The 26,239-nt window shown below is 67.1% G+C and carries 23 protein-coding genes and 1 pseudogene; 10 read left to right on the forward strand and 14 right to left on the reverse strand.

The annotated features are described in order from the left end of the window. Positions 1-5: 5 nt before the first annotated feature. Together WS54_RS33005 and msrB are read right to left on the reverse strand one after the other, a co-directional pair. Positions 6-1,868 (reverse strand): cytochrome c biogenesis protein DipZ, encoded by a 1,863-nt coding sequence (locus WS54_RS33005; RefSeq protein ID WP_059782486.1) that lies wholly within the window; start codon positions 1,866-1,868, stop codon positions 6-8. A gap of 35 nt (positions 1,869-1,903) precedes the next feature. Next, the gene (msrB, locus tag WS54_RS33010) at positions 1,904-2,434 is read right to left on the reverse strand and encodes a peptide-methionine (R)-S-oxide reductase MsrB (protein ID WP_034209418.1); all 531 of its coding nucleotides are present in this window, start codon (positions 2,432-2,434) and stop codon (positions 1,904-1,906) included. A gap of 297 nt (positions 2,435-2,731) precedes the next feature. On the opposite strand from msrB, the pseudogene WS54_RS33015 reads away from it, so the two are divergent. Then, positions 2,732-3,061 (forward strand): annotated as a pseudogene (locus WS54_RS33015) (LysR family substrate-binding domain-containing protein); the annotation flags it as partial. Between the two features lie 38 nt (positions 3,062-3,099). Here the strand turns inward: WS54_RS33015 and WS54_RS33020 are convergent. From WS54_RS33020 to WS54_RS33030, 3 genes are all read right to left on the reverse strand, one after another. Beyond that, complete coding sequence (locus WS54_RS33020) at positions 3,100-4,305, reverse strand: MFS transporter (RefSeq protein WP_059782488.1); 1,206 nt, start codon at positions 4,303-4,305, stop codon at positions 3,100-3,102. A gap of 352 nt (positions 4,306-4,657) precedes the next feature. Further along, positions 4,658-4,936, reverse strand: coding sequence for a hypothetical protein (locus tag WS54_RS33025; RefSeq protein WP_059782490.1), 279 nt, complete (start codon positions 4,934-4,936; stop codon positions 4,658-4,660). Further along, positions 4,930-5,253 (reverse strand): hypothetical protein, encoded by a 324-nt coding sequence (locus tag WS54_RS33030; protein WP_059782492.1) that lies wholly within the window; start codon positions 5,251-5,253, stop codon positions 4,930-4,932. The genes WS54_RS33025 and WS54_RS33030 overlap by 7 nt, the downstream gene beginning before the upstream one ends. 442 nt (positions 5,254-5,695) lie before the next feature. Between WS54_RS33030 and WS54_RS33035 the strand changes: the two genes are divergently transcribed. The 3 genes from WS54_RS33035 to WS54_RS33045 all read left to right on the forward strand — a co-directional run bounded on the left by WS54_RS33035 (position 5,696) and on the right by WS54_RS33045 (position 8,120). Continuing rightward, a complete protein-coding gene (locus tag WS54_RS33035; protein ID WP_059782507.1) occupies positions 5,696-6,013 on the forward strand; it encodes a co-chaperone GroES in 318 nt (105 codons plus the stop codon). 80 nt (positions 6,014-6,093) lie between these two features. Beyond that, positions 6,094-7,716 carry a chaperonin GroEL gene (gene groL / locus WS54_RS33040; protein WP_059782509.1) on the forward strand — a complete coding sequence of 541 codons (1,623 nt, stop codon included), beginning with the start codon at positions 6,094-6,096 and terminating at the stop codon, positions 7,714-7,716. Positions 7,717-7,832: 116 nt separating this feature from the next. Continuing rightward, entirely contained in the window at positions 7,833-8,120 is a 288-nt protein-coding gene (locus WS54_RS33045; protein ID WP_034209414.1) for a hypothetical protein, read from the forward strand. A gap of 103 nt (positions 8,121-8,223) precedes the next feature. On the opposite strand, the gene WS54_RS33050 is transcribed toward WS54_RS33045, so the two are convergent. The 3 genes from WS54_RS33050 to WS54_RS33065 all read right to left on the reverse strand — a co-directional run bounded on the left by WS54_RS33050 (position 8,224) and on the right by WS54_RS33065 (position 10,023). Beyond that, positions 8,224-9,129, reverse strand: coding sequence for a manganese catalase family protein (locus WS54_RS33050; RefSeq protein ID WP_034209413.1), 906 nt, complete (start codon positions 9,127-9,129; stop codon positions 8,224-8,226). Between the two features lie 367 nt (positions 9,130-9,496). Next, the gene (locus tag WS54_RS33060) at positions 9,497-9,745 is read right to left on the reverse strand and encodes a hypothetical protein (RefSeq protein ID WP_059782496.1); all 249 of its coding nucleotides are present in this window, start codon (positions 9,743-9,745) and stop codon (positions 9,497-9,499) included. Next, positions 9,742-10,023, reverse strand: a complete 282-nt coding sequence (locus WS54_RS33065) for a hypothetical protein (RefSeq protein ID WP_034209411.1) — start codon at positions 10,021-10,023, stop codon at positions 9,742-9,744. Before WS54_RS33065 ends, WS54_RS33060 begins: the two co-directional genes overlap by 4 nt. A 481-nt stretch (positions 10,024-10,504) precedes the next feature. On the opposite strand from WS54_RS33065, the gene WS54_RS33070 reads away from it, so the two are divergent. Both WS54_RS33070 and WS54_RS33075 read left to right on the forward strand, forming a co-directional pair. Next, the gene (locus WS54_RS33070) at positions 10,505-14,659 is read left to right on the forward strand and encodes a CheR family methyltransferase (protein WP_059782498.1); all 4,155 of its coding nucleotides are present in this window, start codon (positions 10,505-10,507) and stop codon (positions 14,657-14,659) included. Positions 14,660-14,822: 163 nt separating this feature from the next. Beyond that, the gene (locus WS54_RS33075; protein ID WP_059782499.1) at positions 14,823-15,836 is read left to right on the forward strand and encodes a chemotaxis protein CheB; all 1,014 of its coding nucleotides are present in this window, start codon (positions 14,823-14,825) and stop codon (positions 15,834-15,836) included. Between the two features lie 31 nt (positions 15,837-15,867). On the opposite strand, the gene WS54_RS33080 is transcribed toward WS54_RS33075, so the two are convergent. The 3 genes from WS54_RS33080 to WS54_RS33090 all read right to left on the reverse strand — a co-directional run bounded on the left by WS54_RS33080 (position 15,868) and on the right by WS54_RS33090 (position 18,431). Then, positions 15,868-17,160 carry an NRAMP family divalent metal transporter gene (locus WS54_RS33080; RefSeq protein WP_059782500.1) on the reverse strand — a complete coding sequence of 431 codons (1,293 nt, stop codon included), beginning with the start codon at positions 17,158-17,160 and terminating at the stop codon, positions 15,868-15,870. A gap of 84 nt (positions 17,161-17,244) precedes the next feature. Continuing rightward, on the reverse strand, positions 17,245-17,760 hold the full coding sequence (locus tag WS54_RS33085) for a hypothetical protein (RefSeq protein ID WP_059782511.1): 516 nt from the start codon (positions 17,758-17,760) through the stop codon (positions 17,245-17,247). Between the two features lie 68 nt (positions 17,761-17,828). After that, positions 17,829-18,431 (reverse strand): TetR/AcrR family transcriptional regulator, encoded by a 603-nt coding sequence (locus WS54_RS33090; protein ID WP_059782503.1) that lies wholly within the window; start codon positions 18,429-18,431, stop codon positions 17,829-17,831. A 415-nt stretch (positions 18,432-18,846) separates the two neighbouring features. Here WS54_RS33090 and WS54_RS33095 point away from each other — a divergent pair, with 415 nt between their 5' ends. The 3 genes from WS54_RS33095 (at position 18,847) to WS54_RS33105 (ending at position 21,326) form a co-directional block, all read left to right on the forward strand. Then, a complete protein-coding gene (locus WS54_RS33095; protein ID WP_034205622.1) occupies positions 18,847-19,434 on the forward strand; it encodes a tetratricopeptide repeat protein in 588 nt (195 codons plus the stop codon). A gap of 121 nt (positions 19,435-19,555) precedes the next feature. Beyond that, entirely contained in the window at positions 19,556-20,383 is an 828-nt protein-coding gene (locus WS54_RS33100) for a hypothetical protein (RefSeq protein WP_034205621.1), read from the forward strand. A gap of 142 nt (positions 20,384-20,525) precedes the next feature. Next, positions 20,526-21,326, forward strand: a complete 801-nt coding sequence (locus WS54_RS33105) for a hypothetical protein (RefSeq protein ID WP_059780342.1) — start codon at positions 20,526-20,528, stop codon at positions 21,324-21,326. Positions 21,327-21,556: 230 nt separating this feature from the next. On the opposite strand, the gene WS54_RS33110 is transcribed toward WS54_RS33105, so the two are convergent. Further along, on the reverse strand, positions 21,557-22,327 hold the full coding sequence (locus tag WS54_RS33110) for an NAD(P)H-dependent oxidoreductase (protein ID WP_059780341.1): 771 nt from the start codon (positions 22,325-22,327) through the stop codon (positions 21,557-21,559). Between the two features lie 113 nt (positions 22,328-22,440). Here WS54_RS33110 and WS54_RS33115 point away from each other — a divergent pair, with 113 nt between their 5' ends. Further along, positions 22,441-23,328, forward strand: coding sequence for a LysR family transcriptional regulator (locus tag WS54_RS33115; protein WP_059780340.1), 888 nt, complete (start codon positions 22,441-22,443; stop codon positions 23,326-23,328). A 52-nt stretch (positions 23,329-23,380) separates the two neighbouring features. Here the strand turns inward: WS54_RS33115 and WS54_RS33120 are convergent, their stop codons facing one another. Further along, a complete protein-coding gene (locus tag WS54_RS33120) occupies positions 23,381-24,826 on the reverse strand; it encodes an MmgE/PrpD family protein (protein WP_059780339.1) in 1,446 nt (481 codons plus the stop codon). 16 nt (positions 24,827-24,842) lie between these two features. Continuing rightward, positions 24,843-26,219 carry a TIGR00366 family protein gene (locus WS54_RS33125; protein ID WP_059780338.1) on the reverse strand — a complete coding sequence of 459 codons (1,377 nt, stop codon included), beginning with the start codon at positions 26,217-26,219 and terminating at the stop codon, positions 24,843-24,845. Positions 26,220-26,239: the final 20 nt, after the last annotated feature.

Genomic DNA, 26,239 nt, shown 5'->3' on the forward strand with positions numbered 1-26,239 from the left:
CGCGATCAACCGAAAGTGAATGCATACGCATCGACCCCCGGATCGAGGAACTCGATCGAGAACGTGCGATCGGCGATCGCGCCGGGCTGCCGGACGAGCTGGTACAGGCGCTGGCCGGTGACGGTGCCGTAGCCCTGTGCGTCGACGTCGGCGCCATGCGCGGCGCCGGGCGCCGCGCCGTCGAGCGTCACGCGAAAGCGCACGGGCCGGCCGTTCGTGCCGGGGCCGAGCACGAGATGCAGATCGCGCGCATGGAAGCGGTAGACGATCCGGCCATCCGGCGCGGCGAGCGACGCGCGTTCGGCGCCGACGTTCCACGTGCCCGCGAGGCCCCAGCCGTTGAGATCCGGCCGGGCCGGCACGTCGTAGCGGTGCGCCGCGTCGCGTACGACGCCGCCCGGCGACGCGAAGCTTTCTGCGCGCGCATAGCCGACATAGGTTTCGGGCGAACGGACGTCCGCGCTGTCGGCGGCCGCGAGCGCACCCTTCGCGGGCGCGCCGGCGAGCCCGAGCGGCACGTTCAGCGCGTCCGGATGACCGGCTTCGGCGAGCAGCGACTGGATCGCGCGTTCCGATTGCGCGTATTCGCCTTCGCCGAAGTGGTGATGACGGATCCGTCCTTGCGCGTCGATGAAGTAGTGCGCGGGCCAGTATTCGTTGTTGAACGCGCGCCAGATCGAATAGCCGTTGTCGATCGCGACCGGGTAGTCGATCCCGAGGTCGTGCACGGCCTTCTTCACGTTGCCGATGTCGCGCTCGAACGCGAACTCCGGCGCGTGCACGCCGATCACGACGAGCCCGTACGGCGCATACTTGCGCGCCCACGCGGTCGTGTACGGCAGCGTGCGCAGGCAGTTGATGCACGAATACGTCCAGAAGTCGACCAGCACGACCTTGCCGCGTAGCCCGGCCGCCGTCAGCGGCGGCGAGTTCAGCCATTGCACGGCGCCGTCGAGCGACGGCAGCGTGCCTTCGACCGGCAGCGCGGCCGCGGGGGCGCCGGCCGCACGCATCATCGCGCCGCCGGCCATCGCACCGCCGCCGGCCTGCGCGCCGTCGGTTGTTGCGGCGGCCATCATTGCACTGCCCGTCGCGTTGTCGGTGGCGCCGGTCGCGACCGTTGCCGCCGGCGCGCCGTTCGAGCGTCCGCCGAGGCGGTCGACGAGTTTCGTTTCGAGCCCGCCGGTGGTGACGGTCGACAGTTGCGCGAGGGCGCCCGTGTCGAGACCGAGCGCGATCGCGCCGACACCGGCCAGGAGCGCCGCGCCGATCCCGCGCCGGATCCATTCGCCGGCGCCGAGCGAGCGCTTCATCGCGGCGAACACCTTGCCGCCGATCACGAGCGCAACGCCGAGCGACGTCGCCGCGCCGGCCGCATACGCGACGAGCAACAGCGTCGTGCCGACGCTCGCGCCGCGCAGCGCGGCGCCGGTCAGCACGAGGCCGAGGATCGGGCCCGCGCACGGCGCCCACAGCAGGCCCGTCGCGACGCCGAGCAGCAGCGACGACGCCGGGCCGGCCGGGCGGCCGTCGCGTTGCGCGAACCCGGTGAGCCGGTTGCCGGCGGCGACGAGCGGGCGCGTCAGGTGTTCCGCGAAGCGCGGCATCAGCAACGTCAGGCCGAACACCGCGAGCAGCACGATCGCGATCCAGCGGCCGGCCTGGTTGGCCTGCGCGACCCAGCCGCCGCCGACGGCGGCGAGCGTCGCGACGACGGCGAACGTGAGCGCCATGCCGGCGAGCAGCGGCAGGCCGGTGCGCACGAACGGCTGGTCGGCGCGCGCGAACACGAACGGCAGCACGGGCAGGATGCACGGGCTCAGGATCGTGAGCACGCCGCCGAGATAGGCAAGGACGATGAGCAGCATGGTGCGTTCTCCAGTCGGACGGGAGTGGGGCCTGGTCAGGCGGCGGCCGGGTGGAAGGCGAGCGCGACGCCGTTCATGCAGTAGCGCAGGCCGGTCGGCGCCGGGCCGTCGTCGAACACGTGGCCGAGATGGCCGCCGCAGCGGCGGCAGTGCACCTCGGTGCGGACCATCCCGAACGACGCGTCGGTGTCGGTGCCGACTGCGTGGTCGAGCGGTTTCCAGAAGCTCGGCCAGCCCGTATGACTGTCGAACTTGGTGGCCGACGAGAACAGCGCGAGGTCGCAGCCGGCGCACGCGAACGTGCCGTGCCGGTGCTCGTCGTTCAGCGGGCTGCTGAACGGCCGTTCGGTGCCGGCTTCGCGCAGGACCGTGTATTGGGCGGGCGTGAGCCGGCGATGCCATTCGGCGTCGCTGTGCGTGATCTCGAAAGGAGCGGCTTTGGGCGAGCCGGCCGGCGGCGCGGCGAACGCGCGGCCGACCAGCGCGCGGCGGCCGGCGGACGACAGCGCCGCGAGCGCGGCGAGGCCGGTGGCGCCGGCGAACAGCAGGTGTCTGCGGGTGGGCATGATGGGCTCCTGGAAGCGGGTCCTGAAAACATGCGCCCATCGTAGGTGGCGGCCGGTGTCGAAGTCCTCACGGAAAGTTAAATGAATCGTGATGATTGGCCGGCGTTCCGGTCAGGGCGGTTGAAATCCGTTCGAGCCATGTCCGGGAAGGGTTTGCGGGGAATCGACGGTCCGGCAACTTCCACGGAAATCCCGCACGAACCGCAACGTTTTAGTGTCTTTTCAATGTTCGCGGTGTGGGTAGGCCCTGCTTGGGATACGCGGGCCTGGGCGACAAGATCTCGATGTCCGGCAAGCAAACTCGTCACGGAGAATTTCGTCACGTTCCCGGCGGGTTACGGTTCCGCGCTGAATGCGGCGCTCGAGGATCTGTGCGCCCAGGAGGGCGTTGCGCCGCAGATAGGGCCTACCGCATCGCAGATGACGACGCTGGTGTCGCTGGTGGCAGCGGAACGCGGCGTCGCCATCGTGCCCGGCTTCACGTCGACGCTACGACGCTCGGGCGTCGCCTACGTGCCGCTGGCGACGCCGCATGTTCTCGAGTTGGTCGTCACATGGTCCGAGCCGTTCTCGTCGACCTGCGTCGGGCAGTTCATCGAGTTCGTCAGGTCGGCCGCGGCCGGCTAGGCGCGGTCGGCTAGGTGCGGCCGGCTAGGTGCGGCCGGCTAGGCTTCCAGGCCCTTCTGCACGTACCACGACAACGGCAGTGTCAACAGCAGGATCGAGGCCAGCGCGAGCAGCGCGGTCGGGACGCCCGCGATGTCGCCGAGACGGCCGAAAAGCATCGGCGACAGCGCGCCGCCGCCGATCGTACCCGTATAGAACAACGCGAACGCCTGCTCGCGCTTGCCGACACCGGCCAGTTCCGGCACGACGCCATAGAGCACGGACGATGTTCCGTTCAGCGCCAGTCCAAGCAGCGGCAGCATCGCCATCATCGCGAAGAGCGGCGAGAACACGGCGAGCACGATCAGCAGCGACGTGGCGGACTCCGTGAGCCACACCGTCTTCATCATCCCGATGCGTGCGCCCAGATAGCCGCAGAACAGCTTGCCGAACGCACCGCCCACGAACAGCAACGTGAGCGCTAGACCGATACCGGCCGTGCCGGCCCCCTTGCTTTTGAGCAGGAACGGCAGAAACGTCAGAAAGCCCATCCGCACGGCACTGTCGAGGGTGCCGGTCGCGAGCAGCGCACGCAAGCCGCCGGACGAACCGCTACCGGAGGCCGCTTTCGGCGTCTTGTCGCGTGCCGTGCGCGACGAGTCGCGCGACGGAATCAGCCACCACACCAGGCCCGCCGAAACCACGCCCAGCAGGCCGATCAGCGTGGCGCCGGTGCGCCACGTCACGACCGTCAACAGAAGGCCGATCAGGCCTGGTATCAGCGTCTTGCCGATGTCTCCGGAGAAGTTGTATTGGGCCAGCGCCTCCTTCACGCCTCCGCCTGCCTCGTAGGAATCGGTGACCATCGACGATGCCAGGGGATGCTGCGTGCTGGCGCCCAGGCCGCCCAGCGCCAGCGCGATCAGCAGTACCGTCAGCCCACCGGCCTGACCGGCGATCAGGTAGGCAATGCCCGCGAGGGCGGTCCCGGCCACCAGCATGCGCTCGCGCCCCCATCGTCGCGCTGCCTGGCTCGCAAGCAACTGAAAACTCGCCATCACGCCGGAATAGAGCCCGCGTAACAAGCCGATTTGAGCGTAATTGAGCGCGAACTGGGCCTGCCAGATCGGAAGCAGTACGTAAATGACGTCGGTCAGCCCGTCGTGTACGGCGTGCGCGCCGCAGGCGGCGATCAGCGAGCGACGACGGGACGGATCGGGGACATGCAGTGCCTCACGAGAGACTTCGCTTTTCAAATCGCTCATTTTGTTGATTATGTGCCGGATGTTGGTCGCGGTTCGCGATCATTCCCGGAGACCAAGCGGCGACGGAGTAGCGAGTTCGTCGAGATGGAAGTATCGCGAATTTGCCGCGGGCGATCGGCAAGTCAGACACGCCGATCCGTCCTTCCGGCTATCGACGATATCGACGTGCTCGCCGATTGCGGGCAGTGCCTGGCTACGCGTAGGAACGCGTCGATGATAAACCTGAACGTCCTCCGGTCGGCCTCGCGTGATTGGCCGGCGAGGCCGAGCCGTCGATCCGCTTCCACGAAGCGGAGGGAATGGTCCACCGCTGGCCTGGCGACGGCACCGCGCTGCTGCCCCGGCCCTCGCGTCATCCGGCCTCGTCCGAGAGCGACACGGGCGCCGCATGCCGACCGTCGCGCTCTGCCGTCGCGTCCTGGCTGCGGCGGAAACCGGTATCGGCCCCGAGCGCGTGGAGAATCGATCGGCCCTTCTTCGTCAGATATGCGCGCCGGCGGCCGGGAGCGGCATGTTCGAGCATGACGAGTTGGCGTTCGAGCAACGCATCGAGTTCGGCGCGATTCATGTCGAGCTGATCCGGCGCCTCGTACACCAGCATCAGCGTCGCGAATTCGTGCGGGCTCAGCATGGCCGCCTCCCGTCGCGCACGGCACCGCCGCTGGCAGGCGTCGCGAAGAAAAACGAAATATGGTGCAGCGCGCGTCCACGGGTGGCGACTCGACGGCGCGGCAGCTTCGGTCGACCGATCGCGGCGGGTGGGTCGATGCGACGTAACGCGAGCGGCTTGCGCGCGGCGCGTACTCGGGCACCGATCGGCGCGAAGCGACCGTTGCCGTTGCGCGCGACCCGCAGGCCGGCCGACAGACCCGCGACGACGCGGACGACGCGTCGTGGCCGGCGGCCGCCTTCCGTCAGTCGATCGGAGGTGAGGAAAGGATCGTTCATGATTCGCTCCCGGTTGGACCTCGCACGGAGGACGAACCGGACCACGCGCTCCAGTTCGTCGATCCGCGAGAGGCCTCGCTGACAAACAAATCGAAACACGCAGCGCGTAAGCCGCGGCTGCTTGAGCGATACCAAAATAGGATGGCAAGCGCGGATTTCAAGCGCCGTTTTGCGACGATTCGCGCGGCCCGGCGCGGCGACCGTCGAGGCCGCACAGGCGCTCGTCGCGCGGCATCGCGAGACGCGCGGCGGCCGGACGAGCGCGGTTTTCGGCCTGAAACATTTTGTTACATATACGCTTTCGTCGCCCTCTTGAAGCGCGCTTGCCGCGCCACTATTTCGCTTTTCGCCAATCGATGGCACGCCGGCGCGCCGCAGCCTTCGCGCGTGCAGGTGCCGGCGGATTCCCTTTCCAGGTGATCTCATCGCTCAGGAGATGAAAATGCAGATTCGTCCCCTCTACGACCGGGTTATCGTCAAGCGAATCGAACAGCAACGGACGACAACCTCCGGCATCGTGATTCCCGATTCGGCGGCCGAACGGCCCGAGCAGGGTGAAGTGATTGCGGTCGGCAGCGGCCGGCTGCTCCAGGACGGCTCGCAGCGCCCGCTGCAGCTCCAGGTCGGCGACCAGGTTCTCTTCGGCAAATATGCAGGCCAGACCGTGAAGGTGAACGGCGAGGAACTGCTCGTGATGCGCGAAGAGGACGTCATGGGCGTACTCGAATCCGAATCTCAGGCTGCCAGGAAAGCGGCCTGAATACCGATTCGACCGCGTCGCACGGGTAGGTGCCCGATGCGCGCGGCATCTCGTTCAACGACTGTATCCGGAGCAAGAAAATGACCGTAAAAGACGTGAAATTCCGCGATGGCGCCCGCCAGCAGATCGTCAAGGGCGTGAACGTGCTGGCCGACGCGGTGAAGGTGACGCTCGGCCCGAAGGGCCGCAACGTCGTGATCGAACGCAGCTTCGGCGCGCCCGTGATCACGAAGGACGGCGTGTCGGTCGCGAAGGAAATCGAGCTGAAGGACCGCTTCGAGAACATGGGCGCGCAGATCGTCAAGCAGGTCGCGTCCAAGACGGCCGACGTGGCCGGCGACGGGACGACCACCGCCACCGTGCTCGCGCAGGCGATCGTGCAGGAAGGCATGAAGCACGTCGCGGCCGGCATGAACCCGATGGATCTGAAGCGCGGCATCGACAAGGCCGTCGGCGCGGTGCTCGACGAGCTGCGCAAGCTGTCCCGGCCGATTTCGACGCACAAGGAAATCGCGCAGGTCGGCGCGATTTCCGCGAACTCGGACGATGCGATCGGCAAGATCATCGCCGACGCGATGGCGAAAGTGGGCAAAGACGGCGTGATCACCGTCGAGGACGGCAAGTCGCTGGAGAACGAACTCGACGTGGTCGAAGGCATGCAGTTCGATCGCGGTTACGTGAGCCCGTATTTCATCAACGATCCGGCGAAGCAGGCGGCCTATCTCGACGATGCGCTGATTCTGCTGCACGACAAGAAGATTTCCAGTGTCCGCGACCTGCTGCCGATTCTCGAAGCGGCGTCCAAGGCCGGCAAGCCGCTGCTGATCGTCGCCGAGGATGTCGAGGCCGAAGCGCTCGCGACGCTCGTCGTGAATTCGATGCGCGGCATCCTGAAGGTCGCCGCCGTCAAGGCGCCGGGTTTCGGCGACCGGCGCAAGGCCATGCTGGAGGATCTCGCGATCCTGACCGGTGCGACGGTCATCTCGGAGGAAACCGGCAAGCAGCTCGACAAGGCCACGCTCGAGGATCTTGGCAGTGCGAAGCGTGTGGAGGTGCGCAAGGACGATACGATCATCATCGACGGCGCGGGCGACGCGGCGCGCATCGACGCGCGCGTGAAGTCGATTCGCGTGCAGATCGACGAAGCGACGAGCGACTACGATCGCGAGAAGCTGCAGGAGCGTGTCGCGAAACTCGCGGGCGGCGTGGCGGTGATCAAGGTCGGCGCGGTCACCGAGGTCGAAATGAAGGAGAAGAAGGATCGCGTCGACGATGCGCTGCATGCGACGCGCGCCGCGGTCGAGGAGGGCATCGTGCCGGGCGGCGGCGTCGCGCTGCTGCGTGCGCGCGCGGCGCTGTCGGACATCCGGGGCGCGAATGCGGATCAGGACGCCGGCATCCGGATCGTGCTGCGCGCGCTGGAGGCGCCGCTGCGCATCATCGCGGCCAATGCGGGCGACGAACCGTCGGTCGTGGTCTCGAAGGTGCTCGAAGGCACCGGGAACTTCGGCTACAACGCGGCGACCGGCGAGTACGGCGATCTGGTGGACGCGGGCGTGGTCGACCCGACCAAGGTCACGCGTACCGCGCTGCAGAACGCCGCGTCGATCGCGAGCCTCGTGCTGACGACCGATGCGACCGTCGCGCAAGCGCCGAAAGAAGACGGTGCCGAGCCGGTTCCCGCGCCCGAACTCGGCTACTGACCTGCATCGCAGGCTCGCCTGCGATCGTCGCACAGCCGCTGGCCGGAGCGGCTTTTCCCGGCGCGCGCGACAACGGGGGGGCGCCGCGCCGCCTTTTCATGTTTGCGAAACCGACCATGAAGCTCGAACTTTCGATCGATTCCAGGCCGCTGCACGTCGAACTCGACGACGTCATCGCCGGCCTGCTCGCCGCGCGGCTCGGCCTGCCGCCGGAAGGCGATCATCGCGTCGCGATCGGCCGCTATCTGGGCGACGCGGCCGGGCCGTGGACGCTGGATGACGATCATATGCGCAAGCGCGTGATGCGCCGCCTGATCCTCGACATCGCCGATCCGACGCTGGTCATCCAGTACCTGATGGCCGATCAGACGGACCAGACCGGGCCCGGCGAAGCAGGCGAGTGACGCACGCCGAACGCGCGTTCGCCCGTCCGACGACGCATCCGGCGCGCCTCCTGTCGCTGCGCCGGCGCGTCGGCATCGCCGTCTCGCGCCGGGAAGCCGCGACTCAGGCGCCGTCCGGCTTGCCCGGCTTGCGGCCCTGGGGAGCCGGCGGACCCGCGCCGAGCTCGGCACCCGTCACCGGGTCGCTGTCCGGATCGGATGCGAGTCGCTGCGCCATCGCCTCGATGGCGTCCGCTTGCTGCGCGTCGAGCATGCCTTCCGCAATGCCGCTGCCGCCGTCGACCGCGGGTTCGGCGGGGCGGATTTCAAGTTCGCCGCCGTGGTTCCATGGCCCGACCAGCGGCGCCGCGTCCGGCTGCATCCGGAAGTACACGTGATCGTACGGCGCCTTCGGCGGCAGCTTGCCCGGCGGGAAGTTCGCGGTGATCGCGTACAGCGCTTTCTCGAACGACATCTGGTGCGACACCTCGCGCGTCATCAGGAAGCCGAGCGCGTCGCGGATATCCGGATCGTCGGTCACGTTGATGAGCCGCTCGTAGATGATCTTCGCGCGTGCTTCGGCCGCGATGTTCGAGCGCAGGTCCGCCGTCGGTTCGCCGATCGTGTCGATGTACGCGGCCGACCACGGCACGCCGCCCGAATTGGTCAACGGTGCGCCCGCGCCGTACAGCACCTGCGTCACGTGGCTGTCGTTGCCCGCGCCGTGCAGCTTGCGGTACAGCTCGGCCTGTTCGTCGACCGCTTCCGCCAGCTCGCCCTTGGCGCCGCGATTCAGCATCGCGGCCATCGAGCCGATCACTTCGAGGTGGCTCAGCTCCTCGGTGGCGATGTCGAGCAGCATGTCCTTGCGGCCGGGATCCTCTTCGGTGATCGCCTGCGTGAAATAGCGCATCGCGGCGGCGAGCTCGCCCTGCGGGCCGCCGAACTGCTCGAGCAGCAGGTTGGCGAGTCCGGGATTCGGCGCGCCCACGCGCACCGTGTACTGAAGCCGTGTGTTGTGGATGAACATGGCATCTCCGTTGAAAGGGTTGCGCGACATTCGCCCGGTGGAAACAGCATGAATCGATCCCATGGTCGGCCGACGATACCGGGCATGCGCGATGCCGGCCGATGGGGGCCGCGACAGGCGCGGCTTTTCGTGGGTGCTGGTGCGGTTCGTCGTGCGGCACGCGTGCATCGTGCCGACTGGCGAGAGTCGGCGCGGACATGGACCCGCGCCGGGCGACGAAGCAGCGATCGTGCGATCGGCTCGCGACGGGCAGCGTCTCGCGGGCGACGCTGCCTGCCCCCGATGCAAGGCGCCGCATGCGAACACGGCAGTGACGGCGGCGACCCGGGCGCGCGTCGCGTGACCCGCGGTCGGCGTCGCCGGATTTTCAAGCGGTTGTCATTTCGGCTGCATAGGCCGTGTCACGCCGGCGCGCGACGTGCGTTTCGTGAATGGCGACGCGCGGCGACGGACATGCCGTGTTGCTGGCCGGGCCGATCGGCGCGATGGCGTTGCGGTTGGGCTGCACCTGAATGGCCGGAGCGTCAGCGTCCGGACGATCGTGGCAGGCCATGTTCTCCGCGATGAGGCGCGAACCGGATGACGCCAGGCGCGCGCCGGCCGGCATGCCGGTCATCTTGCTTTCAGCATTTCGTCGGCGAGCCGATAGGCGCTGACCGCGCGCTTCAATTCGTAGTCGGCGATCGTCGACACGTTGCGCCCGGCGTCACGCGACAGCAAGCCCTGCAGCGCGGCGGCGGCGAAGAAATCGCGCAGGTCCGGCGTCGCGGATTTCGGCTCGGGCGGAGCGGCTTCGACGATCGGCCCCGCTTTCCAGAAAACGGGCGACGGCGTGGCTGCCTTGGAGACGGCGGCGGTTTGCTTGATGCTCACATCCTGGGAAAACGGCGTCATTTCTTCCCCTTCGATCAAGTATCTGTTGGCGAAGCAGCGTAACGTCCCCGATTGCGCAGGCGAGCATCGTTTCGTGTAGTTCCTGAGCGGTACTAACCGCTTGATCGACGCGAATATTCGCCGGTAATACGGCATCCGTCAAAGGAAATAAATTGAATTCGACGGGCCGACGCACGAGCATGATTCGTTCCCGCTGGCGATCGATGGGAAGCATCGCGTTTCGCCAACCGATGTGGATGGTATGTCGGCACGAATGACGCCCCGGTGACACACCCGTGTGCGGGCGTGACGCTCCCTGCACGAGGATTGCAAGCCTTCCGTCAGGCGCTCGATCGCGCTTGCCGGTGCCGTACAATTGCGGACGGAGGCGCAGGGGGAAGTATCACGTGCGGGATCGTGCAACGACCGGAGGAGCGCGACGCGACCCGGCATCGATCGGCGCCAGGCACACGATGTTCCGCAACACCATCAGGAGAATTCAATGGCACGGCAAGCGCCTGCGCACAAGGAGCGGCCTCTGTCGCCCGCGACGTTGAAGAGCGATCTGTCGTTTCCGGTCGTGGGCATCGGTGCGTCGGCAGGCGGTACGATGGCCTTGCAGACCTTTTTCGAGAGCGCGCCGACGGGCATGGACATGGCGTTCGTCGTCGTCGTCCATCTCGCGCCGGAACAGGTCAGTCATATGGACACGGTCCTGCAGCGCACGACGGGCATGTCGGTGCATCAGGTGACGTCCACGGTACCGATCGAGAAAAACCACATCTATGTGATCGCACCGGGCATGCAGCTCGAGATGTCGGACGGTTGCCTTCGTTGCCGCAGCCGGGACCCGTCCGACGAGATTCCGTTCACGATCGATCACTTCTTTCGGACGCTGGCGGACGCGCACGACTGGCGCGCGATCGGCATCGTGATGTCCGGCACCGGCTCCGACGGCGCAGCGGGCTTGAGCCGCATCAAGGAGGCGGGCGGCATTACGCTCGCGCAGACGCCGGACGACGCCGAGCACGCGGAGATGCCGCAGCACGCGATTGCGATGGCCCGCGTCGATATCGTGCTGCCGGCGGCCGAGATGCCGCAACGGTTGCTCGAACTCTGGTCGAATGCGCGCCGCATCGAACAGCAGAGCCTCGAATTCGCGCAATCGCTGCACCACGTCGATCGGCCGACGATCAACGATCCCGAACGCGCGCTCTCCGACATTCTGATGCACCTGAGGGTACGCACGGGCCACGATTTCAGGCTGTACAAGCGGGCGACCGTGCTGCGGCGTATCGAGCGGCGTATGCAGGTCAACGGCCAGCGCGATCTCCTCGCGTACCGGGATTTCCTGCGGGCCACGCCGGAAGAAGCGAACGCGCTGCTGGCTGACATGCTGATCGGCGTGACCCAGTTCTTCCGCGATCGAGAAGCCTTCGATTTCCTCGAACGGGAAGTGATCGGCTCGTTGTTCGCGTCGGAGTCCGGCGAGGAGCAGGTACGCGTGTGGGTGGCCGGATGCGCGACGGGCGAGGAGGCGTACTCGATCTCGCTGCTGCTGGCGCGGGCGCGCGAGGCCGCGATGTCGAGCCAGGCCATCCAGGTCTTCGCGACCGATATCGACGAAGCGGCGATCGTCCGCGCGCGGACCGGTTCCTACCCGCTGTCGATCGCGAGCGATGTGCCCGCTCCGCTGCTGCAGCGGTATTTCACGCGGGAAGGCGCGCACTACGTGATCGCGAAGGCGGTGCGCGAACGCATCCTGTTCGCGGCGCACAGCCTGCTGCGCGATCCACCGTTCTCGCATCTCGACCTGATCTCGTGCCGCAACGTGCTGATCTATCTCGAGCGGGCGGTGCAGCGGCAAATCCTGGAGCTGTTCCATTTCGCGTTGCGCCCCAACGGCTACCTGTTTCTCGGCACCGCGGAATCGGCCGATGCGGCGGACGATCTGTTTGCCGTCGTGGACAAGAAACGCCGGATCTACCGCGCACGCGTCGTCACGCATCGCGCGAAGCCGGCCACGGGCTTTCCGCCGCTGTTCCAGGTCGAATCCGGCGCATCCGACGAGCGGGCCGCGCCGCAGCCGCCGTTGCGGGTGCCGGCCAGCCCGGCACAGCGCAACTTCTCCTATTCGGAGCTCCATCAGCGCGCGCTCGAAACGTATTCGCCGCCGAGCGTCATCATCGACAAGGAATCGAACGTCGTTCATCTGTCGGATAACGCCGGCCGGTTCCTGCGGCACGTCGGCGGCGAACTGTCGAGCAACATCATGACGCTGGTGCTGCCGGATCTGCGGCTCGATCTGCGCACCGCGATTTTCCGTGCGCTGCAAACGGGCACGAGCGTGGAGGCGCGCCGGGTGAAGTGGGCGCACGACGCCCGCGTGTCGTGGATCAACATGACGGTCAGGCCGTTTCACGACAAGGTCGCGAATGCGGAATTCCTGCTCATCGTGTTCGACGAGGTGGCCGGCCGCATGACCGAGGAGGATCAGGTCGAGACGAGCGGGCAGGATCCGGTTCTGGCCCAGCTCGAACAGGAGCTGCAGCACAGCCGCGAGCAACTTGCGACGATCATCGAGCAGTACGAAACGTCCGTCGAGGAATTGAAGGCGTCGAACGAGGAGCTGCAGGCGATCAACGAAGAGCTGCGCTCCACGAGCGAGGAACTGGAAAGCAGCAAGGAGGAACTGCAGTCGGTCAACGAGGAGTTGACGACGGCCAACGCCGAAATGCAGGCAAGGATCGAAGACACCGCGAAAGCGAACGACGACCTCCACAACATCATCGCGTCGAGCGAGATCGCGACCGTGTTCGTCGACAAGGAAATCCGGGTCAAGCGGTTTACGCCCAACGCCACCGCGATTTTCAACCTGATCGATACGGACCTGGGCAGATCGCTATTTCACATTACTCACGCACTGCGGTATCCGACGCTGGCCGACGATGTCCGGCAGTCGTTTCAGTCGCTGCGGTTGATCGAGCGCGAGATCGAGAGCGAGGCCGGCCGGTGGTATCTGATGCGGTTGCTGCCCTACCGGACGGCGGACGATCACATCGACGGCGCGGTGATCACGCTGATCGACATCACCGACCGGCATCACGCGGAAGAGGCGGCGCGGGCGGGCGAGCAGCGCCTGCGTCTGGTCGCGCAATCGACCAAGGACTACGCGATCATCATCCAGGACGGCAACGGGTCCATCGTGAGCTGGAACGCCGGTGCGGAACGCATATTCGGCTATACGGAAGAAGAGATGATCGGCCAGGACGTCGAGCTGATCTACGAGCCGAGCGACCGGCAGGCGCTCGTGCCGATGCGCGAGCGCGACATCGCGACCCGCGAAGGGCGCGCGGACGACGAACGCTGGCACCGGACCAAGGACGGGCGACGGATTTTCTGTAGCGGCGTCGTCACGCCGATTTCGGATACGTCGTTCAACGGCTTCGCGAAGATCGTGCGCGACATGACGCTGCGCAAGCAGAGCGACGACGCGAACCGCGAAGCGCTCGCGCGGGAACAGGCGGCCCGCGAGCAGGCGCTCAGTTCGAATCAGCTGAAGGACGAGTTCATTGCGGTGCTGTCCCACGAGCTGAGGCATCCGCTCAACCTGATCGGCGTCAAGTCGGAAATGCTGCCGCGCCTGCCGGAGACGCGCGACATTCCCGCCGTGCGCGAAGCCGCGGATTCGATTCGGCAGGCCGTGCGCGCACAGGCGCAGATCATCGACGACCTGCTCGATCTGTCGCGCATCCAGACCGGCAAGCTCGCGCTCGAGCTGGGCCGGGTCGACCTGACGGCGATGTTGCGCAGCATCACGGATACCTGCGAGGTCGACGTGCACGCACGCGGCCTGGTCTTGCAAACGGAGCTGCCGACGGAGCCGGCCATCGCGCTGGCCGATCCGGTGCGATGCGAGCAGATTTTCTGGAACCTGATGTCCAACGCGCTCAAGTACACGCAACCGCACGGCCAGATCATCGTGCGTCTCGTGCATGAGGGCAAGATGCTGCGCGTCGACGTGATCGACGACGGGCAGGGGATCGACGGAGATACGCTTCCGCATGTCTTCGACATGTTCCGGCAGGCGCCGCGGGACAGGACGCGGGGCGGTCTCGGCATCGGGCTGGCGCTGGTTCGGCAACTCGTCGAAATGCACGGCGGCCGGATCGCCGCGATGTCCGATGGCCCGGGGGCCGGCACCACGATGACGGTATGGCTGCCAGCCGCATCGACCGAGCGCGCGGCGTCTGCGGGCAGCGGCGTGCCGGACGGGAATATCGCCGGCCTGCGCGTGCTGCTGGTCGAGGACGATCAGGAGACGGCGATGTCGCTCACCGCGCTGCTGGAGCTGGCGGGGGCGGAGGTCCAGGCCGCGAAAAGCGGAGCCGCGGCGTTGACGATGCTGCAGGAGGCGCCCGTCGACGCGATCGTGTCCGACATCGGGCTTCCCGACATGGATGGCTACGAGTTGCTTCGGCGGATCAAGGCCGATCCCCGGTGGGCCACGCTTCGGACCGTTGCGCTGACCGGCCGCAATCGCCTGGACGATGTCCGGGCCGCGACGGAGGCCGGTTTCGACAGCCATCTGTCGAAACCGCTCGATTTCGGGATGTTGCTCGCGGTACTCGGCGACACGCGTCGCGATACCCGATGACGGCCGACGGCCCGAGCGTGCGTCGCGGGTCGTTCGGGCGTGGCTCGCCGCCGCGGCATGTGCGGCAATCGCCATTCGACCCGCATTGCGCCGGCTGCGTTCGCCAGTGACGGAATCGCGGTTCAGGCACCCGATTTGCGGCTGTGTCCGCAAAGGGGGGTCTATGGATCGTCGAGATATCGTCGTAGTCGCATCGTCCAGGGGCGGGCTCCCGGTTCTCCGGACCCTCGTGGCGGGCATCGCCGCGGATTTTCCGGTGCCGATTTGCATCGTGCAGCACATTGGTCGACATCGGACGATTCTGCCCGAGCTGTTGTCGCGATGGAGCGCGCTGGATGCACGCGAGGCGCGACACGGACAACCGCCACAGGCCGGCAGAATTTACGTGGCCCCGCCCGACAGACACATGATCGTGCGCGGCGGCAATCTCTGGCTGCTCGATACGGCCGCCGAGAACTTCACCCGGCCGGCTGCCGATCCGCTGTTCCGGTCTGCCGCCCGCGAATACGGGCCCGGTGCGATCGGCGTGGTGCTCAGCGGCGACCTCGATGATGGCGCGGCCGGCCTGGCGGCGATTCGCGCCCGGGGCGGGTACGGTATCGTTCAGGATCCCGACGAATGTGAAGCGCCGTCGATGCCGCGCAGCGCACTGGCCGCGGCGGGCGCCGATATGGTCGCAAGGGCCGGAGAACTGCCGCAGGCCATTCATGCAGCGGTCTACGGCGAACGTGTGAAGGAGCGGCGAAAGATGGCGGACTTGCGCGACCTGGACCACCTGGACCACGAGAGCCGGATTGCTGAGGAGGGCCTCGTCGAGCCCGGGCGGCTTGACGAAATCGGCACGCGTTCGGCGCTCACGTGCCCTACTTGTCACGGCGTGCTCTGGCGCATGCGCGACGATCGTCCGTTGCGATACCGATGCCACACCGGGCATGCGTTCTCCGCGCTTTCTCTCGACGACGCGGAAGCCCAGAAAGCGGAGGATGCGATCTGGGGGGCGATCCGTGCGGTTCACGAGCGCATGATCTTTGCGCGCGAGCGCCAGGAATGGGCGCGCCGAATCGGCAACGCCGAGGACGTCGCGATCGAACAGATCCGCATCGACGAGAACCAGCGGCTCGCTGACGTGCTGCGCGATGCGGTCGGCGCTTCGCTGGGCGGGGGCGAGCCGGACTGAGCAGCGGCTCGCGGCCTCCGCGCCGCGGCGTTTATCCGGGCACGAACACGCCCAGCGCCGCGATCGCCATCGCGAGCGTCGCGATCCATCCTCCCCACGCAAGCGGGCCTCTGACGGCAAACTCGCCCATGACTCGCTTGCTTCCCGCCATCAGCATCATCACGACCATGATCGGAACGGCGCTCACCCCATTAATGACAGCGCTCCAGTAAAGCGCGCGGATCGGGTCGAAATGCATGAACGTGAACGCGATTCCGCCGACGATCGCCAACACGATCACCGCATAGAATTCGGGCGCGACGCCCAACTGCAGCGCGAGACTGTTGCGCCAGCGAAACGTGCCGGCCGCCGCATAGGCGGCCGATCCCGCGAGCACCGGCAGCGCGAGCAAGCCGGTGCCGACGATGCCGAGCGCGAACAGCACGTACGCGAAGTGACCGGCAAGCGGCTCGAGCGCCCGCGCGGCGTCCGCCGACGTCTTGACGTCGATGTGATGCGCGTTGAGCGTGGCCGCTGCCGTCAGCACGATGAAGAATGCAATCACGTTCGAGACGCCCATGCCGAACCACGTATCGAAGCTGATCCGGCGCAACTGCGCGGGCGCCTGGCCCGGCATGCGCCGCAGCGGCCGCTGGTTCGGCACGGCGTGCAATTCCTCGACCTCCTGGGACGCCTGCCAGAAAAACAGATACGGGCTGATGGTCGTGCCGAGCACGGCGACGACCGTGGTCAGATAGGCGGCGCTCAGTTGCGCATGCGGCATCACGATCGCGCGACCGACCTCGGCCCAGTCGACGGGCACGATGAGGGCGACCGCGACATACGCCAGCAGCGTCAGCGCCGTCCATTTGAGCAATCGAGCGTAGCGGTCGTACGGAACGAGAACCTGCAGCACGACCGACACGCCGCCGAGGCACACGATGTAGAACTGTTGCGGGCCGGGCAGCAACAAATTGACTGCCGCGCCCATGGCCGACAAGTCGGCCGCGATGTTGATCACGTTGGCCGTGATCAGCAGCACGACCGTCGCGTACAGCAGCCATTGCGGGTAGTGCGTGCGCATGTTGGATGCGAGACCCTTGCCCGTCACGCGGCCGATGCGTGCGCTGACCAACTGGATGGCCGTCATCAGCGGGTACGTCAACAACAACGCCCACAGCAGTTCGAAGCCGAACTGCGCGCCCGCCTGCGAGTACGTGCCGATGCCGGAAGGATCGTCGTCGGCGGCGCCGGTGATCAGGCCGGGGCCGAGGCGGCGGACCCACGTGACGGCGTTTGGGTTCGGCTCCGTCGGCTCGGGCTGAAGCAAATCGTTGTCGTTCATGATGGCGCGCCTCCCGAGGAGTGCAGCAGGCGCAATCGCCGTGCCCGCTTCACAGGTGTCTCGCGCGGGCGGCGCAGGCGGGCGTTACGGTCCGTTCGGCGTCGCCGTGTTGCCCGCGTCGACCTTGATTGTCTGTTCCTTCGATACCAGCCGGCCGCCGACCATGCTTCCGCCGCCGAGGCGCAACTTCAGGAGCGCCGGTTCGTTTGCATCGAGTCCCGACAGATAATCCAGACCGTACAGTCCCGCGCGATCATGGAACGGGATGAACCAGGAAGAGCAGAACGCCGACGTGGGAATCGGGCACCGGGTGTGGATGTCGAGCCGCCGGGCAGAGAACGGATAGTCTTCGATATCGGTTGCGCTCACATCGAATCGCTTTTGGATGGTGAGCGGCGTGACGGTGTAGCGGAGGTAGACGTGGTGGGCCCACAGCGTATTGTCGAACGACGCCAGATCTTCGGCGGTGTACGCAACGATCGTGAGGCCGTTCCGGTCCCGGTGCTGGATTTCGTATCGGCTGACATCTATCGACTTGCAGCCGGCACACGCGATTGCCGCACCCAGCGCGAAACAGATCAAACGCATCCGGTCATGCATGTCGTCCTCCCGCGCCTCGCGGTTTCGGTTCGCCTGCAATACGCAATACGATGGTGCGCGACGTGGCGTTACGTCCGGCTACCTGCAGCGTCGGCGGCCGAGACCGTTGCGTGCATCGCCTGGTCGAGAAGGGCATGCGCGGCTTGCCACGCGCGCGCGGCCGCCGCGGAGTCGTTGAACGCCCGCGCTTCGACCGTGGCGCCGTCCAGCAGCATCATGAAGACGGTCGCCAGCCGGTTTGCGGTTTCGGCCGGCACGAGCGCTCCGATCAGTTCGGCGATCCATTCGACCATTTTGCGACGATAGCGGATCGCGACATCCGAGATCGGTGCATAAGCGGTGCCGAATTCGGCCAGCGCACGCTCGAACAGGCAGCCGGCAAATTCAGGTGTCCTGAACCAGGCTGCGTACCAGTCGAAGATGGTCTTGACGCGCTCGACCGGATCGACGACGTGCTGCAATTGCGCGGCGATGCTGCCGACGATCAGGTCGTAGCGCTGCACCAGCACTTCGCGGATCAGCTCGTCCTTGCTCGCGAAATGCCGGTACAGCGTCATGCGGGCGACACCGGAATCGTCGATGATCCAGTCGACGCCCACCGGGTGGAATCCGTGCCTGGAGAACAGTTCGGTCGCTTTGTCTACCACCAGTTGGCGTTTGTTGGCTCGCACGAACAGCTTCCTCCTCGATATTTCAACGGCATAGACCGATTATTCTAGCATCATGCCGGTCGATGAAATCGGCTTCCCGGCTCTGTTTGACGGCAGTTCTGCCCCGCCAGTCTTCGCTGACGAGGCGGTTATCGAGTCGTCTTGACTATTGGATAGACCGATATGTATCATTTGAGCCCAGAAAGCAGCGATCGATATTGCGTGGATTAAAGAGACAGAACGGGGGCAGGTTCCCGCGAGCAGTTTTCCGCCGTATCAGCCGCTGCAACGATGTTTCAAGACGAAAAGAGAACCTGAGAGAACCTTGGTACGCGGGCCCGCGGACGATGTTCGCCGCACCCCGCACCGGCCGGGGCATGCTCGCGGGCGAGCGCGCGAAGCAATACGGCGCTAATGAAACGTGAGGAAAATACCCATGTATCGCCGTTTACTCGCACCGGGGCTGCTGTTGCTGTTGGCCGCGTGCGCGCAGGATCCGTCGGTCACCGCCGGCACGGTACGGATCTGCGACGACACAGGTTGTTCCGATCGCCCTAAAGATCAGGTTTCCTATCAAAAAAAGGACGATGCGGAAGACCGCGAGGACCCGCGCATCGCCGCGCTCAAGCAAACCGCGAAGACCCAGCCGAAGGCCGCCTACGACCTCGGCCTGCGCTATTTCCGCGGCGACGGCGTGCGCCAGGACAGCTACCAGGCGCTCAAGTGGATGCGCGAGGCCGCCGAACGCGGCGACCTGAACGCGCAGAAGGCGCTCGGCAGTTTCTACCTGTTCGGCCTCGAGGAAATGGGCTCGGATGCGCGCGAAGCGGAGAAGTGGCTGTCGATCGCGGCCGGCCGCGGCGACAAGGAATCGAAAAAACTGCTCGACCTCGCCCGCAAGGCGAAGAAAGAAGACGAAGAAGACTGGAAATGGCGCACGCAATGGCGTGACGTCTATTACGGCTACTGGTACTCGGGCTATCCGTACTACGGCGTCTGGCAGCAGACGTACTGGTATTACTGACCGGGCATCGAGCAACGGGGGCAGCCGCGGGGAGACCACCATCGCGCGCTACGCCGGGGGGCTTATCGAAGTTCGCACGAACACATAAGCCGAACAACGACTCTAATCAATCGACAACGACATGAAGACCAACCTTTCCCAACGTCTCGTTCAAGGTGCGCTGGTTGCAGCGCTTGGCGCGTCCGTCGCGGGGTGCGGCGGCGTGGTGACGCCCGGCGGGCAGAACGCCGGCGTGACGGGCGCGGCGGCAGGCGGCGCGAGCGCCGGCGCCGATTCGCAACTGCAGCGCTGCACGTCGCCGCTGGGCACGATTGCGGTCGACGACGGCCGCAACGCCGACTGGTGGGGCCCGTTCGGCAGCGCGACCAAGATGACGACGATCGACCCGCTGCTGCGCCTGGCGGTGCAGCAGTCGAACTGCTTCGTGATCACGTCGATCGGCAACCAGAAGAGCGACGCGCGCCTGTCGCGCATCACGCAACTGCAGCGCAACTCGGGCGAGTACCGCGCGGGCTCGAAGCAGCAGAAGGGGCAGCGGGTCGCGGCCGACTACTACATGGAGCCGCAGATCGTGATCAACGACTCGCCGATCGGCGGGATCGGCAGCATGATCGGCGGGCTGATCGGCAACAGCGCGGTGGCGGCGGTGGCGGGCCACCTGCAGACGAAGGCGTCGGTGGTGACGCTGACGCTGTTCGACGTGCGCTCGGCGGTGCAGATCGCGGCGGCGGAAGGCAGCTCGACGGCGACCAACTACGGCGCGGCGCTGGGCGGCTTCGGCGGGGGCGTGGGCGGTGCGCTCGCGGGCTTCTCGGCGACGCCGGAAGGCAAGGCGACGGTCGTCGCGTTCATCGACGCGTACAACAAGATGGTCGTCGCGCTGCGCAGCTACAAGGCGCAGGACGTGAAGGGCGGGCTGGGCCGCGGCGGCCAGCTGCAGGTCAACTGACGTCGGCGGGCCGGCGGGAAGCCGCCGGCCGATTGCCGAGTCTCGCTTCCTGATTCGATTCGCGATTCGTGATGGTCGGCGCGTGCGGCGCGATGCGCGCGCGCCGGCTTCGTTCGTCCAGTTCGTTTGAAAGGGGACCCCGATGAAAGCCGCTGTACTGATTGCATTGACCTGCGTTGCGCTGACCGCTTGCGGCGGCGACGACAATTCCTCGCCCGCGGCGTCCGGCGGGTCGGGAACCAGCAACAACAACGGCGGCGGCTCGAGCGGCGGCACGCCGACCACGGGCGCACCCGACGGTAATACGGGTTCGCCGACCGCCTCGAACGTCGAGTGCGATCCGGTTTACCAGCAGGGCGATACCGTTCAACTGCACATGTATACGCAAGCGACGTCGCAGAGCCCGTCGGTCGACAACGGCGTGTACACGCGGACTTACGCGCCGGCGACGTTCAACGGCGTGGCGCTCACGCAGCAGGCCGAAACCACGACAGGCTCGCCGATTCAGACCAATCACTACTACCTCGTCGGCAACGGCGTGCGCACGAACTACGGCGGTGAGGTCTACAGCGGCGGCACGCTTGCGTTGCGGGACGTGAACTCGCCGCCCTATGTCGAGACGATCGGCCTCGTGGGAAGCGAAACGGCGAATTACGTGGATACGCCGGTCTATCCGGCAGGCGGCGCGCAAACGTCCGTCTCGATCCAGCGGACGTACGTCGCGCGCGAAACGGTCAGTCTCCGCAACGGCAAGGTCTTTGCGAATGCCTGCCACTATCACACGACGGAGACCTTCACCAACCCGGCGTTGACGAGCAAGACGATCGCGGACGACTGGTTCGCGCCGGGTGTCGGCCTGGTCAAGTCGGTCGCCGACGTGGGCGGCACGCAGATCATCACGCGCGAACTGGAAGCGGCGACGGTGGGCGGTAAGTCATACTGAGTATGCATGGGCGGCGCGCCGGTATCGATCGCGTGTCCATGGCGGTTGATGACCTGCTGCATGGCGGCATGCAGCAGGTCGAGTCGTCAGGCAGGTGGCTGCCTGATTCGCCGATTTCCCCGAGCGTGGCGACGCGCTCTGCTGTCCGCCGTTGAGATTACCCGCAGCCTTCCTCCTCGTCCGATCGCAAGTCAGTTCGAGGCAGTGCCACGGAATTTTCGGCGAGGGACTCACGCACAACCGCGCACGTACCGGTCGTACCCGACGATTCCCGGTTTGAGTACTCCGTGCTCGTCCCAGTCGTCCCAACCCGGAAACCGCAGCGGCCTGTCCGTTTGCCAGTTCGCGAGCCGGCGCGCGAGACCGTCGCGATGCGCGGCCAGTTCGGCCGCCAGCACCGCATCGTCCTGATACACGTAACCGCCGCGCGCGTCCTGCACGCCATGCGCGAGCACCGGCGACAGCACGTCGTACCCCATGTAATGCAGCGAGTAATGAATCGGCCACAGCAGCAGGCCGATCTCGCCGCTGCGCCCGCCCGGGCCGAACGTCGCGGCCGGCGCACCGGTCGTGACCGAGCAGAGCGCACGCCGGCCGCGGAAGTGGCCGCGATCGTAGCGGCGGCTGCCCGTGTACAGGCCGCCGTTCACGAACACGCGATCGAACCAGCCCTTCAGCATCGCGGGCGCCGCATGCCACCAGATCGGAAACTGGAACACCACGAGGTCCGCCTGCTCGAGGCGGGCGATTTCGCGGCGCACGTCGGCGGGCAACGTGGCATGTGCGCTGGCGTGGCGCTGTTCGACCAGCGCGGAGAACACGTCGGCATTCGCGCGGCACGGGTAGTGACGCGGCGCCTCGACCGGATCGAATCCGTCCGCGTAGAGATCCGACACGGCGACGTCGTGGCCGAGTGCGCGCATCGTCCGCACGGCGGTGTCGCGCAGGGCGGCGTTGAACGAGCGCGGTTCGGGATGGCAATGAACGATCAGCGTATGCATCGGCGGCACTCCTCGTGACGTGTCGGTGAAGGCGGCTTGCGTCGGTATTTGCCTGATACGGTACGCGTTGCGAAAATGAACGGGAATGGGCCAGTTTCGCAAACGAGGTTTGCATGAATGAACAGCGGCTGTCATGGGACGACCTGCAGCTCGTGCTGGCGGTGGCGCAAGCCGGCTCGCTCGCGGGCGCGGCGCGGCGGCTTGGCATCAGCCACGCGACGGTGTTTCGCCGCCTGGCGGCAATCGAAGCCGAATGGCGCGTCAAGTTGTTCGAGCGGACCCGCGCCGGCTATGCGCCGACGCCCGCCGGCGAGGACGCCGCCGCTGCCGCCGAGCGAATCCAGGACGAGGTGCACGGCGTCGAGCGGCGCGTGGCCGGCCGCGACGTGCGGCCATCGGGCACCGTGCGCGTGACGACGACCGACACGTTGCTGTCGGGCTTGCTGTCGCCGGTGTTCGCCGCGTTCCGGCACACCTGCCCCGAAATCACGGTGGAAGTGTCGGTATCGAATGCGGTCTTCGACCTGTCGAAGCGCGAGGCCGACGTCGCGATCCGTCCGTCGTCGTCGCCGCCTGAAACGCTGATCGGCCGCCGGGTCGGCACGATCGCGCAGGCCGTCTACGCAACGCGCGAGTGGCGCGATCGTGCCGACGATCTCGCGTGGGTCGGCCCGGACCGGCGGATGGGTTACCGGCCGCTCGAGCGATGGATGCATGCGCACGGAGCCGATGCACGCTGCGGATATCGGGTCGATACGCTGCTTGGCCTGTTCGCCGCGGCGCGTGCCGGTATCGGCGCGGCCGTGTTGCCGTGCTACCTGGCCGACGGCGAGCGCGATCTGGTGCGGCTGGGCGGCCGGATCGACGAACTGGCGACCGACCTGTGGCTGCTGACGCATCCGGACCTGCGCGACGCCGCGCGGATTCGCGCGTTCTCGTCGTTCGTCGCGACGTCGGTCGAGGCGTTGCACGCGCGTCTCGCGGGCGACGAGCATCGTTGACGAACCCACGGTCCGGACGCGCGGGCATCCGTCGATCGGCGCTTGGCGCAAGTCACGAGCGGGATTCGACGGCCAGCAGGGCGAGCAGTCCGTCGAGATCGGTGCGGGCATCGAGCGCCCACAGGGCGTCGAGCGCGTGTCGTGCACGCTTGTCCGACAGACGCCCCGCGACGTTGTGCCGGAACTTGCGTTCAGTATCGGGGCGCGACGTCGGCTGACCGGGGAAGCCGGGCAACGTGTCGACTTGCCGTTCGAGCTTTCGACCGTCGTCGAGCGTCACCGTCAGCCGATTCGGAATCGCGTTCGGCTGCATCGCGGTGAGGCGCGCATCCTCGGAGACTGTTGTGACGGCCATCAGCGCGCGACCGGCCGGATCGTGCAACGCGGCCGGCGCGTAGCTGTCGCGCGTGATGTCACGGTCGAGCAGCGCGCGAGCGACGATATAGGGCAGGCTGTGGTCGGCCGTCTCGCGCGTCTCGGGCCGCCACTTTTCGGGATCGCGGCCGGCCGTCACGTAGCCCATGTGCGTCGTGTCGATATGGATCGCGCGGATGCGCGCGGGGTCGCCGATGCGCGTCGCGAGGTCGATCGCGGCAGCGATCGCGGTCAGCGTGTAGCCCTGGGCCGGATAGGGTTTGATTGCGCACGCATCGATCCGGAACGCGCGTTGCGGGCCGCCGAACGATGCGACGTCGAGTGCGAACGGGCCCGACACCTGCTGAAACAGCCCGGCCCGGCCTTCGAAGATCGGCGCCGGCCCGGTTACGCCTTCGCGAGCGAGCTGCGCGGAGAACACGCCGTCGCGCGACGCGGACGCGTCCGCGAGGCCTTTCCAGTCGGACAGTTGCTGCACGCGTGTCTGGTTCATCGCGAGATGGCCGCTGAGCGACAGATTGACCGCGTGTTCCATCCGGCTGCGATCGAGCCGCATCAGCTTGCCTGCCGCCAGCGCGACGGCGGGCAGGCTGTAGACGGGATGATCCCAGCCGCGGCTCGTGATGTTCGCGGCGTCCAGCAGCCGGCAGTCGACTTCGTACGCGAGGACGATCGCGAGCAACAGGTCGCGGCCGCTCGCGCGTTCGGCTTCGGCGACGGCCAGGCACGGCGCGACGTTGTCGCTCGGATGGCCCGGTTCGGCGCCCACGTACAGATCGTTGAGATCCTCGTAGCGGATGGCCGCGCCATTGGCGAACGCGGCCAGCTCGGGCGTGGAGCGACGCCGCGTGCCGACGAGCGTCGCCGGCCCCGCGGCCGTCGTCGCAATGCGCCGGCACATCGCGACGGGCGGCGCATCATGGGCGGCCAGTGCGCAGCCGAGCGCGTCGATGACGTGCGCCTTCGCGGTTTCGATCGTCGTCGCGTCGAGTGCCTCCCAGTTCAGCGCGGCGGCATAGTCGGCCAGTCGGTGCGCCAGGGTGGGCGTGGCCGGCGCAACCTGGGCGACGGCGGGGCGGGCGGCGGCCGCGCCCAGCGCGGCGAGAAACGTTCTGCGATTCATCGTGCCTCCGCGCGCATCAGACGAGCCACAGCAGCGCGCAGCCGTAGACGATCGCGCCGAGCAAGAACGTCAGCGCGGTGTAGCCGAGCACCCGCTGCACGCCGATGCCGGCCATCGCGACTACCGGTGCGACCCAGAACGGCTGCATCATGTTCGACACCTGTTCGCCCATTGCGACAGCCATGGTCGTCGCGGGCAGCGACGCGTGCAGCGCGACGGCGGCCGGCACCACGAAGGGGCCTTGTACGGCCCAGTGTCCGCCGCCGCTCGGGATCAGGAACGTGATCGCGAGCGAGCAGACGTAGCTCCAGAACGGCAGCGTGTCGGCGGTCGCGATCGCGATGAAGCCATGCGCGATGACGCCCGGCAGGCCGGTCGCGTCCATCAGCCCCATGATGCCGCCGTACAACGGATATTGAACAAGCAGCGAACCCGTCTGCGCGGTTGCCTGCTTGATCGCGTGCGCATAGGCGAGCGGGTGGCCGTGGAGCAGCACGCCCGCCGTGAGCATCGCGAGAATCACGACATTGACGCCGGCGAGCGGAATGCGGCCCGCGTAGGTCAGCGCCAGCACCGACAGGCCCAACAGCCCGGCCAGGACGCTGAGCACGCACGAGCGTTCGAGCCACTGCGCCGGCGAGCGGCGGCCGGCGTCGCCGGCCGCGGCGGAAGCGGGCGCAGCCGGGGTGGGCTGCAGGTCGAGCGGCAGTGCTTCGGTGCGGGCAGGACCGGGCATGAGCCAGACGAGCAGCGCCGGCGTCAGCACGAGCATGGCGAGCGTCGGAGCCAGGTTGAAGCGGGTCAGCACGGTTTCGCTGAACGGCAGCACATGGCCGGTCAGCTTCTCGACGACGTTCATCGCGCTGCCGCGCGTCGATTGCGCGAGTGCGATCGAGCTCGACAGTCCGCTCGCCCACACGACCCACCCCGAGAAGCCGCACGCGACGATCCACGCGAAATCGACGCGCAGCCGCTTCGCGACTTCGCGCGCCAGCAGCGCGCTGATCACGAGGCCGAATGCCCAGTTGACGAACGACGTGACGGCCACCGACAGGAAGACCAGCGTCGCTGCCTGGGCCGGCGTGCGCGCAAGCGACACGATCGCGCGGAAGCCGCGCTGCACGAGCGGCGCATGGGCCAGCGCGTGCCCGGTCGCGAACACGAGCGCCATCTGTGCCGTGAACGTGAGGATGTCGAAGAATCCCTTGGTCCAGCCGCCGATCATGGCGGCCGGCGTCGCGCGCGGCGCGATCGCGACGGCCAGCACGGCGACGAACGCCGTGATCAGCAGCGCAAGGACGAACGGATCGGGAATCGTGCGCTCGAACACGCGAATCGTCGCGTCGGTCAGGCGGATGCGGGCCGCACGAGGCGGGGAATCGGCGAGGCGCATGCATGTCTCCTGTTGATGTT

This window comes from Burkholderia sp. NRF60-BP8 (genome assembly GCF_001522585.2).
In the GTDB taxonomy this organism is placed as follows: domain Bacteria; phylum Pseudomonadota; class Gammaproteobacteria; order Burkholderiales; family Burkholderiaceae; genus Burkholderia.

Bases quoted from the DNA above. Each gene is read 5' to 3' on its own strand.
- groL (WP_059782509.1), top strand. From the start codon at position 6,094: ATGACCGTAAAAGACGTGAAATTCCGCGATGGCGCCCGCCAGCAGATC.
- WS54_RS33005 (WP_059782486.1), bottom strand. From the start codon at position 1,868: ATGCTGCTCATCGTCCTTGCCTATCTCGGCGGCGTGCTCACGATCCTG.
- WS54_RS33115 (WP_059780340.1), top strand. From the start codon at position 22,441: ATGAATGAACAGCGGCTGTCATGGGACGACCTGCAGCTCGTGCTGGCG.
- WS54_RS33065 (WP_034209411.1), bottom strand. From the start codon at position 10,023: ATGACGCCGTTTTCCCAGGATGTGAGCATCAAGCAAACCGCCGCCGTC.
- WS54_RS33035 (WP_059782507.1), top strand. From the start codon at position 5,696: ATGCAGATTCGTCCCCTCTACGACCGGGTTATCGTCAAGCGAATCGAA.
- WS54_RS33020 (WP_059782488.1), bottom strand. From the start codon at position 4,305: ATGAGCGATTTGAAAAGCGAAGTCTCTCGTGAGGCACTGCATGTCCCC.
- WS54_RS33050 (WP_034209413.1), bottom strand. From the start codon at position 9,129: ATGTTCATCCACAACACACGGCTTCAGTACACGGTGCGCGTGGGCGCG.
- WS54_RS33100 (WP_034205621.1), top strand. From the start codon at position 19,556: ATGAAGACCAACCTTTCCCAACGTCTCGTTCAAGGTGCGCTGGTTGCA.
- WS54_RS33125 (WP_059780338.1), bottom strand. From the start codon at position 26,219: ATGCGCCTCGCCGATTCCCCGCCTCGTGCGGCCCGCATCCGCCTGACC.
- WS54_RS33120 (WP_059780339.1), bottom strand. From the start codon at position 24,826: ATGAATCGCAGAACGTTTCTCGCCGCGCTGGGCGCGGCCGCCGCCCGC.
- WS54_RS33025 (WP_059782490.1), bottom strand. From the start codon at position 4,936: ATGCTGAGCCCGCACGAATTCGCGACGCTGATGCTGGTGTACGAGGCG.
- WS54_RS33110 (WP_059780341.1), bottom strand. From the start codon at position 22,327: ATGCATACGCTGATCGTTCATTGCCATCCCGAACCGCGCTCGTTCAAC.
- WS54_RS33105 (WP_059780342.1), top strand. From the start codon at position 20,526: ATGAAAGCCGCTGTACTGATTGCATTGACCTGCGTTGCGCTGACCGCT.
- WS54_RS33085 (WP_059782511.1), bottom strand. From the start codon at position 17,760: ATGCATGACCGGATGCGTTTGATCTGTTTCGCGCTGGGTGCGGCAATC.
- WS54_RS33080 (WP_059782500.1), bottom strand. From the start codon at position 17,160: ATGAACGACAACGATTTGCTTCAGCCCGAGCCGACGGAGCCGAACCCA.
- WS54_RS33060 (WP_059782496.1), bottom strand. From the start codon at position 9,745: ATGACCGGCATGCCGGCCGGCGCGCGCCTGGCGTCATCCGGTTCGCGC.
- msrB (WP_034209418.1), bottom strand. From the start codon at position 2,434: ATGCCCACCCGCAGACACCTGCTGTTCGCCGGCGCCACCGGCCTCGCC.
- WS54_RS33070 (WP_059782498.1), top strand. From the start codon at position 10,505: ATGGCACGGCAAGCGCCTGCGCACAAGGAGCGGCCTCTGTCGCCCGCG.
- WS54_RS33045 (WP_034209414.1), top strand. From the start codon at position 7,833: ATGAAGCTCGAACTTTCGATCGATTCCAGGCCGCTGCACGTCGAACTC.
- WS54_RS33075 (WP_059782499.1), top strand. From the start codon at position 14,823: ATGGATCGTCGAGATATCGTCGTAGTCGCATCGTCCAGGGGCGGGCTC.
- WS54_RS33095 (WP_034205622.1), top strand. From the start codon at position 18,847: ATGTATCGCCGTTTACTCGCACCGGGGCTGCTGTTGCTGTTGGCCGCG.
- WS54_RS33030 (WP_059782492.1), bottom strand. From the start codon at position 5,253: ATGAACGATCCTTTCCTCACCTCCGATCGACTGACGGAAGGCGGCCGC.